Annotated in this window: 16 protein-coding genes; 8 read left to right on the top strand and 8 right to left on the bottom strand. The window is 65.8% G+C overall.

Annotated features, from left to right (window positions below; translation table 11 throughout):
- The first annotated feature begins 10 nt into the window (after positions 1-10).
- Complete coding sequence (locus MTBSS4_RS16675) at positions 11-1,693, top strand: EAL domain-containing protein (protein ID WP_173984527.1); 1,683 nt, start codon at positions 11-13, stop codon at positions 1,691-1,693.
- A 10-nt stretch (positions 1,694-1,703) separates the two neighbouring features.
- Here the strand turns inward: MTBSS4_RS16675 and MTBSS4_RS16670 are convergent, their stop codons facing one another.
- A complete protein-coding gene (locus MTBSS4_RS16670; protein WP_254432614.1) occupies positions 1,704-2,945 on the bottom strand; it encodes a DUF1015 domain-containing protein in 1,242 nt (413 codons plus the stop codon).
- Positions 2,946-3,115: 170 nt separating this feature from the next.
- Between MTBSS4_RS16670 and serB the strand changes: the two genes are divergently transcribed.
- Positions 3,116-4,021 (top strand): phosphoserine phosphatase SerB, encoded by a 906-nt coding sequence (gene serB, locus MTBSS4_RS16665; protein ID WP_173984525.1) that lies wholly within the window; start codon positions 3,116-3,118, stop codon positions 4,019-4,021.
- A 4-nt stretch (positions 4,022-4,025) separates the two neighbouring features.
- Here serB and MTBSS4_RS16660 read toward each other — a convergent pair whose 3' ends face one another.
- From MTBSS4_RS16660 to MTBSS4_RS16635, 6 genes are all read right to left on the bottom strand, one after another.
- Positions 4,026-4,217, bottom strand: a complete 192-nt coding sequence (locus MTBSS4_RS16660; RefSeq protein ID WP_173984524.1) for a hypothetical protein — start codon at positions 4,215-4,217, stop codon at positions 4,026-4,028.
- A 192-nt stretch (positions 4,218-4,409) separates the two neighbouring features.
- Complete coding sequence (locus MTBSS4_RS16655) at positions 4,410-5,525, bottom strand: HD-GYP domain-containing protein (protein ID WP_173984523.1); 1,116 nt, start codon at positions 5,523-5,525, stop codon at positions 4,410-4,412.
- A 170-nt stretch (positions 5,526-5,695) separates the two neighbouring features.
- Positions 5,696-5,905: a hypothetical protein gene (locus MTBSS4_RS16650; protein ID WP_173984522.1), complete on the bottom strand. Its 210-nt coding sequence runs from the start codon at positions 5,903-5,905 to the stop codon at positions 5,696-5,698.
- Positions 5,906-6,046: 141 nt separating this feature from the next.
- On the bottom strand, positions 6,047-6,769 hold the full coding sequence (gene phbB / locus MTBSS4_RS16645) for an acetoacetyl-CoA reductase (protein WP_173984521.1): 723 nt from the start codon (positions 6,767-6,769) through the stop codon (positions 6,047-6,049).
- A 127-nt stretch (positions 6,770-6,896) separates the two neighbouring features.
- Positions 6,897-8,069: an acetyl-CoA C-acetyltransferase gene (locus tag MTBSS4_RS16640; RefSeq protein WP_173984520.1), complete on the bottom strand. Its 1,173-nt coding sequence runs from the start codon at positions 8,067-8,069 to the stop codon at positions 6,897-6,899.
- Positions 8,070-8,155: 86 nt separating this feature from the next.
- Positions 8,156-9,352, bottom strand: coding sequence for an alpha/beta fold hydrolase (locus tag MTBSS4_RS16635; protein ID WP_254432613.1), 1,197 nt, complete (start codon positions 9,350-9,352; stop codon positions 8,156-8,158).
- Between the two features lie 58 nt (positions 9,353-9,410).
- Here MTBSS4_RS16635 and MTBSS4_RS16630 point away from each other — a divergent pair, with 58 nt between their 5' ends.
- The 4 genes from MTBSS4_RS16630 (at position 9,411) to MTBSS4_RS16615 (ending at position 11,385) form a co-directional block, all read left to right on the top strand.
- Positions 9,411-9,626: a hypothetical protein gene (locus tag MTBSS4_RS16630; RefSeq protein ID WP_173984518.1), complete on the top strand. Its 216-nt coding sequence runs from the start codon at positions 9,411-9,413 to the stop codon at positions 9,624-9,626.
- 144 nt (positions 9,627-9,770) lie between these two features.
- On the top strand, positions 9,771-10,334 hold the full coding sequence (gene phaR / locus MTBSS4_RS16625; protein WP_173984517.1) for a polyhydroxyalkanoate synthesis repressor PhaR: 564 nt from the start codon (positions 9,771-9,773) through the stop codon (positions 10,332-10,334).
- A 39-nt stretch (positions 10,335-10,373) separates the two neighbouring features.
- Positions 10,374-10,796: an alternative ribosome rescue aminoacyl-tRNA hydrolase ArfB gene (gene arfB / locus MTBSS4_RS16620; RefSeq protein WP_173984516.1), complete on the top strand. Its 423-nt coding sequence runs from the start codon at positions 10,374-10,376 to the stop codon at positions 10,794-10,796.
- A gap of 145 nt (positions 10,797-10,941) precedes the next feature.
- Positions 10,942-11,385, top strand: a complete 444-nt coding sequence (locus MTBSS4_RS16615) for a bacteriohemerythrin (protein ID WP_173984515.1) — start codon at positions 10,942-10,944, stop codon at positions 11,383-11,385.
- Here the strand turns inward: MTBSS4_RS16615 and MTBSS4_RS16610 are convergent.
- Positions 11,343-11,717: a response regulator gene (locus tag MTBSS4_RS16610; RefSeq protein WP_254432612.1), complete on the bottom strand. Its 375-nt coding sequence runs from the start codon at positions 11,715-11,717 to the stop codon at positions 11,343-11,345. The genes MTBSS4_RS16615 and MTBSS4_RS16610 overlap by 43 nt on opposite strands.
- A gap of 217 nt (positions 11,718-11,934) precedes the next feature.
- Here MTBSS4_RS16610 and nadA point away from each other — a divergent pair, with 217 nt between their 5' ends.
- Positions 11,935-12,957, top strand: coding sequence for a quinolinate synthase NadA (nadA, locus tag MTBSS4_RS16605; protein WP_217425566.1), 1,023 nt, complete (start codon positions 11,935-11,937; stop codon positions 12,955-12,957).
- Positions 12,947-13,807, top strand: coding sequence for a carboxylating nicotinate-nucleotide diphosphorylase (nadC, locus tag MTBSS4_RS16600; RefSeq protein ID WP_173984513.1), 861 nt, complete (start codon positions 12,947-12,949; stop codon positions 13,805-13,807). The genes nadA and nadC overlap by 11 nt, the downstream gene beginning before the upstream one ends.
- Position 13,808 lies beyond the last annotated feature (1 nt).

Raw genomic sequence — 13,808 nt, 5'->3', positions numbered from 1 at the left:
ACGCATCGTCATGGCGGACGGAGATCATTCGCTTGTCGAAAAGCTGAAACAGCAGCGCGACCGCTTCATCGCCTTTGCGTTCGCGGGCGCCGACCTGCTGCTGGAACTCGACGATTCCGACGTGGTGACCTACTCCGCCGGCGCCGGTGAGGCGCTGTACGGAATTTCCGACGGCGAATTGCTGGGCCGGCCGCTGGCCGACTTCATCATGGCGCGGGACCGCAAGAAATTTACCGAATCGGTCCTGCGGCTGCGCAACACCGGACGGCTGGACCATACCCCCCTGACCATGGTCGGGGCCAGCGGCGCGGTGTCGCGCATGCGTCTGGCCGGCATCAAGCTGCCGCAATTCCCCACCGGCTACCATCTGGTGCTGTCCCGGGTGCCGCCGGTGGCCGAGGCCCCCTCCGAGAACGCCCCCGCCACCGACCCCAAGGTCCGCTTCGTCGAGATGGTGCAGCAGCGCCTGAACGAGGCCAACCGAATCGGCGAGGACTACACCCTGACACTGTTCGACCTGTCGGGGTCCAACTTCACCGCGTGCGAGCCGGCGATCCTGCAAAGCTTCTTCGCGACAATTCACCACGCGCTTGAGCAATGCTCGGTCCGCCAGTCCTCGGCCGGGCCGCTGCACGATCGCGCCTTCGGGCTGGTCCACGACAAGTCGATCTCCGCCGGCGCGGTTCACCAGAAGGTGAACGACGTGGTCAGGCAGTTCGGCGGCAAGGTCAAGGGCGCCAACCTCAAGATGCAGACGGCGACCCTGGAGATGGACGACAAGACGCTGTCGCAAGACGACATCGGCAAGGCGCTGACCTTCATAATCGGCGGCTTCATCAGGGACAGCGCCCGCTTCGCCATCACCTCGCTGGCCGAGGGGGCGGCGGCGGCGGTGGAAGACACCCTGGTGCGGGTGCGCAACTTCCGCAAGATGGTCAAGGGCGAGAGTCTGGTCTTCCTCTACCAGCCCATGGTCAACATCGCCACCGGCGGCGTCCTGGCCTACGAGGCGTTCGGCCGCATCGCCCACGCCAAGGGCTTTTTCAACCCGTCGCAGATCATTCCCTTCGCCACCGATGTCGGCGTCATCGGCGAATTCGACCTGATCGCGGTGAAGAAGGCGCTGGCCACCATGAAGTCCGCCCAGGACATCTCGTCCCTGGCCTCCATCGCGGTCAACGTGTCCGGCACCTCGCTCGGCAATCCCGCCTTCTACCACGCCCTGCTGAAGATCCTGGAACTGAACAAGCCCTGCCTCTCCCGCCTAGTGCTGGAGATCACGGACGCCGCCCGCATCTACAACCTGGACGAGGCGAGACGGCTGCTGGCCCGTATCAAGCGGATGGGGGTACGGCTGTCGCTGGACGATTTCGGCTCGGGCGGATCAGCCTTCGACATTCTCAAGATCCTGCCGGTGGATTACGTCAAGATCGACTCGTCCTACATCTTCGAGGCCCGCGAGAAACGCGGCCGTTCGGTGCTGCGCGCCCTGACCGGCCTGACCCACGACCTTGGCATGACCACCATCGCCGAATGCGTCGAAGACAGCCAGATGATGGCCATCATCCAGGATGTCGGCATCGAATACGCCCAGGGCTACCTGTTCTCGCCGCCGTCGCTCGATGCCGCCAAGCGGATCAAGTACTACAAGGACCACCTGAAGGCGGCCGAACACGGCGCGGCGGCGGAATAGCTCCCTTGGGTCAGCACCAGTCCAGGGGATAGCTGACCATGCCGTCGGCCAGCTTGGGCTCGAACCAGGTGGATTTCGGCGGCATCACCTGTCCGGAATCGGCGACGGCCACCAGATCGGACATGGAGGTGGGATACATGGCGAAGGCCACCGCCATCTCGCCGGAATCCACCCGCCTCTCCAGTTCGCCCAGGCCACGGCGGCCGCCAACGAAATCGATGCGGGCGTCCTTGCGCAGGTCACCAATGCCGAGGACCGGCCCCAGCAGGCGATCCGACAGCAAGCTGACGTCGAGGCGCGCCACCGGGTCGGCGGGCGGCGGGTCGCGCGGCTCCAGCCGGTACCATTGGCCGTCCAGATACATGCTGATGCAATGGGAGCAGGCGGGACGGGCCAGGCCGGCGATGGCCTCGACCGTGAAGGCGTTCTCCACCGCCGCCAGAAAACTATCCGGGGTGTGGCCGCCCAGGTCGCGGACCACCCGGTTGTAGTCGAGGATCATCATCTCGGTCATGGGGAAGCTGACCGCCAGAAAGGATTCGCAGGCCCCTCCCCCGTCGTTGCCGCGGCGCATCGCCGCCACCCGCGAGGCGGCGGCGGAACGGTGGTGGCCATCGGCGATATAAAGCGCCGGCATGTCGTCGAAGGCCTTGGTCACCGTCTCCTGCATCTCGGGATCGTCCATCACCCACAAGGTGTGGATGACCTTGTCGGCGGCCGCCACGGTATAGGCGGGACGTCCCTTGATCACCCGGGCGATGACAGCGGCCACGGCGGGATGGTCGCGATGGGCCAGCAGCACCGGGCCGGTCTGGGCATTGCATGAATCGGTCTGGCGGACGCGGTCGTCCTCCTTGTCCGGACGGGTGAATTCATGCTTGCGGATGCGGTTGGCGTCATAGGCCGCGACCGAGGCGCCGCCGACGATTCCGGTCTGGAAATGAGCGCCCATGGACAGGCGATAGACATAGAAGCAGGGTTGGGTGTCCTGGACCAGCACGCCGTCCCGGATCATCGCCCGCAGGGTTTCCGCCCCCCTGGCATAGACCTCCGGCGCATGGGGATCGGTTCCCTCGGGCAGGTCGATTTCCGGCTTGGAAACGTGCAGGAACGACAACGGCCTGTCGGCGGCCATGACCCGGGCCTCGTCCGACGACACCACGTCATAGGGCGGCGCCACCACCTGGGCGGCATGGTCGGGAGTGGGACGCAGGCCGGGAAAGGGACGAAGCAACGGCACGGGGACGGGCACGGAAGCAGCCTCCGAAGCAGGGAAGCCTTCGTCATAGTCGATGCCATCGCCCTCGCCAAGCGTTCTCGCGTCCCGCCAGACCGGTTCTTGCTTGCCATTCCATGCTGCAATGCGGTAAACGAAGCCGCCTTCTCCTTTATCCCCCATCCCCATCATCCCGAGGACCGTTCATGGACAAGGTTCTGACCCTGATCGCCGGACACGGGGTGGACGGGCTCGATTCGTCGCTGGTGTTCGAGGTGCGGGGAGCGCTGCGCGCCCTGGGGGCCGAGGTCGGCGCCGCCGATTGGCTGTCGCCCGAGCGGGCCTGCGACCTGACCTTCGCCGGGCTGGAGACCGGTCAGGCCGATTCCATCGCCACCCGCATCCTGGAAGGCTGGGCGGTGGACGTGGTGGCGCAGCCGCTGGACGGCCGCCGCAAGCGCCTGCTGGTCGCCGACATGGACTCCACCATGGTGACCGGCGAGACCCTGGACGAACTGGCGGATTTCGCCGGCCTCAAGGACCACATCGCCCGCATCACCGCGCGGGCCATGAATGGCGAGATCGGCTTCGAGGCGGCGTTGCGCGAGCGGGTTGGCCTGCTGAAGGGGCTGTCCGAGGATTGCCTGTCCAAGACCTGGGACCGGATCGAATTCACCCCTGGCGCCCACGTCCTGGTCCGCACCATGACCGGTCACGGCGCCTTTGCCGTGCTGGTGTCGGGGGGCTTCCGCTTCTTCACCTCGCGGGTCCGCCAATCCTGCGGCTTCGACCGCGACATCGCCAACGAACTGATCGCCGAGAATGGCCGGTTGACCGGCCAGGTGGGCGATACCATCATCGGCCGCGAGGCCAAGCTGGCGACCTTGAACGCAGTCTCGGCCGAGTTGGGAATCACGCCGCATCTGGCGGTGGCGGTGGGCGACGGCGCCAACGATCTCGACATGCTGCGGGCCGCCGGATTGGGCGTCGCCTTCCACGCCAAGCCGGTGGTGGCGGCCGAGGCGCGCACCCGCATCGATCACGGCGACCTCACCGCCCTGCTGTACGCCCAGGGCTACCGCGACGAGGATTGGGTGACATCCCGCGACTGAATCGTCAGGCGGCGGCGTCCACTTCGGCGGACGGGCAAAGCTGTTCGACCAGGATACGGGCGACGCCGGGGGTCAGGGACGGGTCCAGGGCCAGCAGAACGGCGCGGGCCGCATCGATCTCCTCGCCCCGGTCCAGCCCGACCTGCCGTGCCGCGACGATGGCGCTGCCGATGATTTCGATGAGCGAGGCGTTCATGTCCGCTTGTTCCCATAACATCAGAAGCATCTGATCTATATCCGATCATTATCCCGATGGTCTCGACGGGCCAGCGACGAAGGGGAAGATTTTGTAAGACCGTGTAACGGAGGCGGCCAGAAATACCGCCGAAGCGGAGCAAGGCCCACCCCTTAAGTATTAACTCCCCATTCTTTGGTAGAGGATGCGACCTCAGCCGGCTTGTCCGGATACGGCGTCCAGCAGCATTCCCTTGAACAGGGTCAGCAATTTCTGGTCGATATCGCTGGCCATGCGATCGCTCATCAGCGCCAGGGCGTCTTCCGGAGCCATGGGTTCCTTATAGACGCGCCGGTCGGTCAGGGCGCTGAAGATATCGACGATGGCGGCCATGCGGGCCAGTTCGTTCAGCTGCGTACCCTTGAGACCGTTGGGATAGCCGGTGCCGTCCAGCTTCTCGTGATGCTGCTCGGCGATGGTGATCACCCCCTTGGGCAGGGTTTCACATAACTTGAGGTAATCAACGCTCTTGGGAACGTGACTGCGCATCACCTTCAATTCGTCGTCGTCGAGGCGGCCGGGCTTGTTCAGCACCTCGTGCGGAATCTTCATCTTGCCGATGTCGTGGACCAGACCGCCGCTGGCCAGCAGGCTCATGTCCTCGCCCTTGAGGCCGATGGTGTGGCCGAACAGCGACAGCAGCGTCGCCACCCGCAAGGAATGAACGTAGGAATAGTTGTCGTGTCCCTTGACGTTGTCCAGGATCACCTTGAAGTCGTGATTGCTGACCGCGTCCACCAGGGGGGCGCAGGCGGCGTTGACGTCCCGATAGACCAGCGGTTCGCCCCGGTCGATCAGATCCGAGATCGAGTTGAAGCTGTCCACCGTGCGCTTCAGCGAATCGCGGTATTGCGGCGCCAGGGTGTCCCACCGGGCTTCCACCGCCTTATTGACCAGTCCGGAGATGACCCGGATCAACGACGAACGCCGGAACGGCTTTTCCAGGCAGGCGTCGGCGCCCTGGGCCGCATCGCCGCCATGGGGGATCGAGCGGTTGAGGGTCCGGATGACCGGAACCCCCGGCATCAGCCGCCGAATGGTCCGGACCGGATCGCCGCCCGAGCGCGACGCCGCCATTTCGTCCAGCAGGATGGCGCAGGGATGGCTGTGGGCCAGTTGCTCCATGGCGTGGTCGAACAGCGGAAAATCAGCGACCTGATAGAACGAGGTCAGCGCCCGCGCCACCTGCTGGCGATGCTCGGCATTGGCGTCGATGACCGCCACCAGGATCTTGCGGGACTGGGCGAGCGCCTCGGGGCCGAGACTCATCGCCGGAACCGGGGCACGGCCTCCGCCTCCGAACGCTTCGCCCCCATCCGTTCAGGCAGGATGTCCATGGCCAGCTATACTCCGGATGCCCCATGACCGAATGAATATGCGCCCCGCCAACCGTCGAAGGCAATGCCCGCATGATGGCGAAGTGATACCAATCATGACCGTCACCTCGGCCGGGACAACAGATCGGTGACGCGGCCCCACAAGGCCCCGTGCGCCCACGCGCAGTCATGCCACTGCTCGCAACTGTGCATGGCGGAACAGTGGCGCCCCCCCTTGATGGCGATCGAGGCCTGGAACAGGGCCTGACAGCCGATCATCGCCTGGATGTCGGTCAGCCTCTTGTCCAGACAATCGTCCATCTTGTCCGTCATCCCGGCCTCGCCTTGCCCGCCTGGCGAATAGTCGCACAATCGATCCGGATTTTGCATCGGGCGAACAGCGTATGAATAATGGAAAAAGACCCTTCCCGAGGGGAAGGGTCTTTGGTTGTCCCGATCCGTGGCGGACGGGGATCAGTACATGTGCTGGCCGCCGTTGACCGACAGGGTCGAACCGGTGATGAAATCGGCCTCGTCGGCGATCAGGAACATGACGCAGCGGGCGATATCCTCGGCACGGCCCAGGCGACCCACCGGGATCTTGGCGATGATCTTTTCCAGCACCGCCGGCGGAACGGCGCGCACCATGTCGGTATCGACATAGCCGGGCGCAATGGCGTTGACGGTGATGTTCTTGGCGGCGCCTTCCTGGGCCAGGGCCTTGGTGAATCCGTGGATGCCCGACTTGGCGGCGGCGTAGTTGACCTGGCCGTACTGGCCGGCCTGGCCGTTGATGGAACCGATGTTGACGATGCGGCCAAAACCGCGGTCGCGCATGGACTCGATCACCAGACGGGCCATGTTGAAGCACGAACTGAGATTGGTGTGAATGACCTCTTCCCACATCTGGTAGGTCATCCGGTGCAAGGTGCCGTCGCGGGTGATGCCGGCATTGTTGACCACGATCTCGATGGGTCCATGCTCGGCGGTGATCTTGGCGATGGCGACCTCGCAGGCGGCATAGCTGCTCACGTCCCACTTCAGCGAGGGAATGCCGGTTTCCTCGGTGAACTTGCGGGCCGCCTCGTCATTGCCGCCGTAATTGGCCACGACCTTGTAGCCGGCATTCTTGAGGGTGACGGAAATGGCGCGGCCGATGCCGCGGGTGCCGCCGGTCACAACTGCTAAACGCCCCATGGGCTTCTCCTCTTGCTATGTCTCCGCTCGACTCTTTTTGCCGTGTTGATCCCGGCCTGATCGAGTTCCACCCGATTGAAAGGAAGGGGAGCCGCCGGGCGGGCGCGGCTCCCCGATATGGTTGGCCTCAGCGTTCGACGGTCAGCGCGATGCCCATGCCGCCGCCGATGCACAAGGTCGCCAGCCCCTTCTTGCTGCCGCGCTTCTGCATCTCGTGCAGCAAGGTGACCAGGACGCGGGCGCCCGAAGCGCCGATGGGGTGGCCAAGGGCGATGGCGCCGCCGTTGACGTTGACCTTCGAGACGTCCCAGCCCATGTCCTTGTTGACGGCCAGGGCCTGGGCGGCGAAGGCCTCGTTGGCCTCGATCAGGTCGAGGTCGGCATGCTTCCAGCCGGCCTTTTCCAGGGCCTTGCGCGAGGCGGGGATCGGGCCGGTGCCCATGATGGCGGGGTCGACGCCGGCGGTGGCCCACGACGCGATGCGGGCCAGCGGCGTGATGCCGCGGCGGGTGGCCTCGGCGGCGGTCATCAGCAGCAGGGCGGCGGCGCCGTCGTTGATGCCGGACGCATTGCCGGCGGTGACGGTGCCGGTCTTGGAGAAGGCGGGACGCAACTTGGCCATTCCCTCGACGGTGGCGCCCAGGCGGGGGAACTCGTCGGTGTCGAACAGCCTCTCTTCCTTCTTCACCATGATCTTGACCGGGGTGATCTCGTCCTTGAAGCGACCAGCCTTGATGGCGGCCTCGGCCTTGTTCTGGCTGGCGACGGCGAAGGCGTCCTGCTCCTCGCGGGTCAGCTGCCACTTCTCGGCCACGTTCTCGGCGGTGGTGCCCATGTGGTAGCCGTTGAAGGCGCAGGTCAGGCCGTCCTTCAGCATGGTGTCGATGAATTCCAGCGACCCCATCTTGGTGCCGTTGCGCAGATGGGCGGCATGCTGGGCGTTGGTCATGCTTTCCTGGCCGCCGGCGATGATGATCGAGGCGTCACCATTCTTGATGGCCTGCATGCCGAGGGCCACCGCGCGAAGGCCGGAGCCGCACAGCTGGTTGATGGCCATGGCGGTCGCCTCGGCCGGAATGCCGGCGCCCAGGGCGGCCTGGCGGGCGGTGTTCTGGCCGCAGCCGGCGGTCAGGATCTGGCCCATGATCACTTCGTTGACTTCGGCGGCGTCGACCTTGGCGCGATCGAGCACGCTGCGGATGACGATCTCACCAAGGGCGGAGGCCTGCAACCCGCCGAGCGAGCCCGAGAACGAGCCGATGGGGGTGCGGGTGGCGGCGGCGATAACGATGTCGGTCATGAGCTGTGTTTCTCCTCGGTGGATAATAATCCGCTCACTGGTGTGATTCCAAACAAGGCAATCACCCATGTGTCATACTGCTTTGGTCAGGACTTACGCAACTGGTCAGTTCTCTTCAACCATCGGACAAGGGGGCCGTAGACCTCGGTCTTGGCGCGCGGGCCGGTCAGCATCCCCACATGGCCGCCGTCCAGCATGGTCAGTTTCGCATTTGGCAGCCGTTCTGCCAACGGTAGAGCGGACATGGGAGGTACGATTCTATCGCGGTGCGGAATCATCAGCAGGCTGGGGGCCGCCACCTCCTCGGGCAGGACCGGCCGACCCGCAATCCGCCATTCGCCCAGGGCGGGCTCGTTGTTGCCGTACCAGCCGAACAGGCATTCCCGCGCCACCGGGCCGACCAGGTCGACGCCGTCGTTGGCCCAGTCCTCCATTGCCACGAAATCGCGGGCGCGGGCGCTTCGGGCCGGCAGGCGGGCGAAGGCCTGGAACTTGCGCCCCGCCAGCCCGGGATCGAGACTGGCGAACATGGATTGCAGCATGTCGACCGGAACTGATCCGGCGGCGTCGATCAGGGCGCCCATGGGGGCGGCCAGGGCGCGCATCATCACCGCGTTGGCCTCGCGCCCGGCAACGAAATCGAACGGCGTCGCCAGCAGCACCAGCGAGGCGACGAGATCGGGGCGGCGCTGAGCCAGGGCCAGGGCCAGCAGCCCCCCCATGCAATAGCCGATTACCGCCGGCTTGCGCCCGGCCAGTTCCGCCACCCGCTCCAGCGCCGCCTCCAGCCGTCCGGCGATGTAATCGGTGAGGGTGAAGCGGCGTTCCGCCTCGCCGGGAGCATCCCAGTCCACCAGGAACGGCGCCAGCCCCTTGGCGGCCATGTAGCGCATCAGCGAGCGCTTGGCGGTCAGGTCCAGGATATAGGCGCGGTTGATCAACGACGGAATCACCAGCACCGGCGCCCCCCCCTGCCCTTCCGGCAGACGGTAATCGAGCAGCCGGGTGCTGCCCTGGCTCCACACCGCCGGAACCGGCGGCAGGGCGCGGCGATAGCGGTGATGGCGATAGGCGGCGACTCCGTCGAGAAAACGGTCGTGACGGCGCATCGCCTCGGCGGCGACGGCCTCGTCCAGCCGCTTCAGGGATTCAGGCCCGGCGGCGTCGAGGCTTGCCGTCAGGGCCGCCGCGCCCTCCGCCAAGTGCGGCTTCCAGGCGAGCGACCCGTCCTTCAAGAGCGGCAACGCGGAGCGCGAGCTCATCATGGTGGACGCGTGGGTCATCAGGTGCAGCGGCAGGGGGCGGGGACCCGTCCGGGAAGGAGGTCGGTGCTGTCCGCTCATGGGATTTCGCTTCATGTCCGGGAGGGGCCGGGGAATCGTCGGCGCCCCCGGCCTTGGCCGCCTCGGCCACGGCGGCGACGCTTTGCGTCATCATGGCGACACCGCGGGCCACGGCCTCGGCCAGGGCGGGATCGGCCGCCACGGCGGCCACCTGTTCCTGCCACAAATCCAGGTAACGGCGGGCAAGCGCGTTGAAGTCCGGCGGCGGCTCTGACATGGTCCGGACTATAGCCGAGGCTGCCGTCCTTGACCAGTCCGCCCCGGCGTTGTTCGTGCTGCGACGGCGATTTTTTTCTGGTATTACTGAGCCAAGCAGCGGGCAATGAGGCCCTGCCGTCATTTCGAGACACGGATACAGATGTCAGAGCCCAAAACTCCCGCCAAGGCGCCCATCACCATCAAGAAGTACGCCAACCGCCGGCTGTACAACACGGCGACCAGCAGCTACGTCACCCTTGACCACCTGTCGCAGATGGTTAAGGACGGCGACGATTTCGTGGTCTTCGACGCCAAGTCCGGCGAGGACATCACCCGTTCGGTCCTGACCCAGATCATCGTCGAGGAGGAAAGCAAGGGCGGGCAGAACCTGCTGCCCATCAGCTTCCTGCGCCAGCTGATCGGCTTCTACGGCGATTCCCTGGGCGGTCTGGTGCCGCGCTATCTCGACTATTCCATGGAAGCCTTCTCCCGCAACGAACAGCAGATGCGCGACTACATGCGCAACGCCCTGGAAGGCATGTTCCCGTTCAATCCGTTCGAGGAAATGAGCAAGCAGAACATGGCCTTCGTCGAAAGCGCCATGAAGATGTTCACCCCGTTCTACCAGGCTCACGGCGCCGATGGCGGCCAGCCGCGCGCCGACGAACTGCAAGCCCGCCTGGACGCCCTGCAAAAACAGATCGACCACCTGTCGAAGAAGTAAGGCCGAACACGGCCGCCCCCGGGCGGGCGGGACAGCAGCATGATCAGCATCACCGCCCGCATCGGCATCGAGGAAAGCGAGATCGAGGAGAGCTTCGTGCGCTCCTCCGGTCCCGGCGGCCAGAACGTCAATAAGGTCGAGACCGCGGTTCAGCTACGCTTTGACGCCCGCCGCTCGCCGTCGCTGCCCAACGACGTCAGCATCCGGCTGCAAAAGCTGGCGGGAAGCCGTCTGACCCAGGATGGCGTCATCATCATCATCGCCCAGACCCACCGCAGCCAGGAGCGCAACCGCGCCGAGGCGCTGGAACGGCTGGTGGCGATGATCCGCGAGGCCGCCAAGCCGCCACCGCCCAAGCGCCGCCCCACCAAGCCCACCAAGGGCTCGCAGCAGCGCCGCCTGGAAAGCAAGACCCGCCGCGCCGACATCAAGAAGGGGCGGTCATTCAAGGCGAACGAATAGGCTATTTCGCCACCCGTCAGATTTCATCTAATATAATCACACTTCGATGGCGCGGTATTTCCTGAATTTATACTACCTTGACGGTTATTGACCGCACTCGCAATGTGGGTTTAGGGCCGCCATGCGGATATTCTGGCAAGAGTCCATGTGCCTGGGAGTCCCCGCGCTGGATGATGACCATCGCCGGCTGGTGGTTCTGCTCGACCAGGTCTGCCTCGCGTTGCAGGGGCGCAATCTGCCGGGGGCCGGCCGCGCCGTCGAGGAATTCATCGACGCCCTGGGCCTGCATTTCGCCCACGAGGAACGGCTGATCGACCAGTTCGGCGGCGACGCCGACGAACGCCATCGCGACGGCCACGCCGAAACCCTGGGACTGGTGGAGCGGCTGCGCGAGGCCATCATCGACGCCGCCGATCACGCCCTGGCGATAACCCTGGCCTCCGACCTGATCACGCAGTGGATCACCCGGCTGTTCCATCACGACAGCGATCTGGTCCGCCATCTCAAGGCGCCGTCGTCGGCTGGCGAACCGGCGACCCCGGCGGCTCAGCCGGCGGAACGGCCCATGACCCGCCCCAGGATATCCTGAAGCTGACGGCCGTTGACCGGCTTGTGCAGGACCTGCATGCCGGCTTCCTTGGCCAGGCGCAGGCTTTCGGCGGTGACGGTGGTGTCGCCGGTCACCACCACCCCGGGAATGGCGTTGGCGTAGGCGCGGCGCAGTATCTCGATGGCCTCGGTGCCGGTCTCGCCGTCACGCAGCCGGAAATCCGCCAGGATGAAGCCGGGGCACGCCGATTCCTCGGCCAGCAGGTCGATGGCCTCCCCCACCGATTGAGCGGCGATGACATGGTGGCCCCAGCTTTCGAACAGCATCTGATAACCGGCCAGCACGATGGCCTCGTCCTCGATGACGACCACTGCCCCCCCGTTCCCCCGATCGGCCTGTCCCATCATTTCCCAGCCCCGATTTCCACCCCTGGTCAGATCATGCTGTATTCCCGGTTGTGATGAAACTCCCCCATGGTCATACGGCCTTATGCACATCGCAGGTGGATGGCGGGGTTGCTTTGGCCGGTGGATTTGTCCTTTACTTCACTCCAGCCACCAGACCCCGGCCAGAGAGAAAGCTGTTCCGATGACCGATACCATTGTGTTGCCCGCCGCCGGCGCCATGACCGAGCGCGATATCGACCCCACCCTTGACCTGCATGCCGAGATCGACCGCCTGCGCCGCGAGCGCAACGCGGTGATCCTGGCGCATTACTACCAGGAGGGCGAGATTCAGGATCTGGCCGATTTCGTCGGCGATTCGCTCGACCTGTCGCGCAAGGCGGCGGCCACCGACGCCGACATGATCGTGTTCTGCGGCGTCCGCTTCATGGGCGAGGTCGCCAAGATCCTGTCGCCCTCCAAGCTGGTGGTGATTCCCGACGCCGAGGCCGGCTGCTCGCTGGAAGAGGGCTGCCGTCCCGAGGCGTTCCGCGCCTTCCGCGAGAAGCATCCCGACCATATCGCCGTCACCTACATCAACTGCTCGGCCGAGGTGAAGGCGCTGTCCGACGTCATCGTCACCTCATCCAACGCCGAGACCATCATCCGGCAATTGCCGGCCGACCGGCCGATCCTGTTCGCCCCCGACCGCCATCTCGGCGCCTACATGCAAAAGAAGACCGGCCGCCAGATGACCCTGTGGCCGGGCAGCTGCATCATTCACGAGCAGTTCTCCGAGAAGGAGTTGGTCAAGCTGAAGGTTCGCCATCCCAAGGCCTTGGTCGCGGCCCATCCCGAATGTCCCGATTCCATCCTGGGCCACGCCGACCATGTGGGCTCGACCCGCAACATCCTGGATTTCGTGCTGGCCTCGGAAGCGTCGGAATTCATCATCGCCACCGAGCAGCACATCATCCACCAGATGAGCAAGGCGGCGCCGCACAAGACCTTCATCCCGGCGCCCGGCGCCGATGGCGGCTGCTCGTGCTCCAACTGCCCGTTCATGGCGCTGAACACCCTGGAGAAGATCTATCTCTGCCTCCGGAACGATGCGCCCGCCATCACCGTGCCCGAGGATTTGCGCCAGGCCGCCCTGAAGCCGCTGGAGCGCATGCTGGAGATGAGCAAATCGGTTCCCATGTCCGGAGCGGCCGTCAATGCGGCCTGAGCCCGAGCTTGACCTCGACGACGCCAGGCGGGTGATCAAGGCCGCCCTGGCCGAGGATACCGGCGCCGACAAGGGCGGGGACGGCGAGGACATCACCTCCGCCACGGTGATTCCCGCCGACCTGCGCTTCACCGGCGTCATGCAGGCCCGCCACGCCATGGTGGTGGCCGGATTGCCGGTGGCGGAAGAGGTCTTCCGCCTGGTGGCGCCCGAAGCCCGCTTCACCGCCAGGGCCGCCGATGGCGACCAGGTGGCGGCGGGAACCGTGCTGGCCGAGATGGAAGGCCCGGCCCGCGGCCTGCTGACCGCCGAGCGCACCGCGCTCAACCTGCTGCAATTGCTGTCGGGCATCGCCACCCTGACCCGTCAGTATGCGGACCGCATCGCGGGCACCGGCTGCACCTTGCTGGACACCAGGAAGACCATCCCCGGCCTGCGGCGGCTGTCCAAGTACGCCACCCGCTGCGGCGGCGCCGCCAATCACCGCATGGGGCTTTACGACGGCGTGCTGATCAAGGACAACCACATCGCCGTGTGCGGCGGCGTGGCCGAGGCGGTGCGCCGCGCCAAGGCGGCCGGACGGCCCAACGTCGAGGCCGAATGCGACACCCTGGACCAGGTGGCCGAGGCCGTCGCCGCCGGGGCCGACATCGTGCTGCTGGACAACATGCCGCCCGAGACCCTGCGCCGGGCGGTGGCCATCGTCGGCGGACGCTGCAAGACCGAGGCGTCGGGGGGCGTGACCCTGGACACCATCCGCGCCATCGCCGAAACCGGCGTCGATTTCGTCTCGGTCGGACGCATCACCCAATCGGCCCCGGCGGTCGACATCGGCCTGGACTGGAGCTGAG

Source organism: Magnetospirillum sp. SS-4, assembly GCF_902729425.1.
In the GTDB taxonomy this organism is placed as follows: Bacteria; Pseudomonadota; Alphaproteobacteria; order Rhodospirillales; family Magnetospirillaceae; genus Phaeospirillum.
This window is presented reverse-complemented; position numbering and strand designations above follow the sequence as displayed.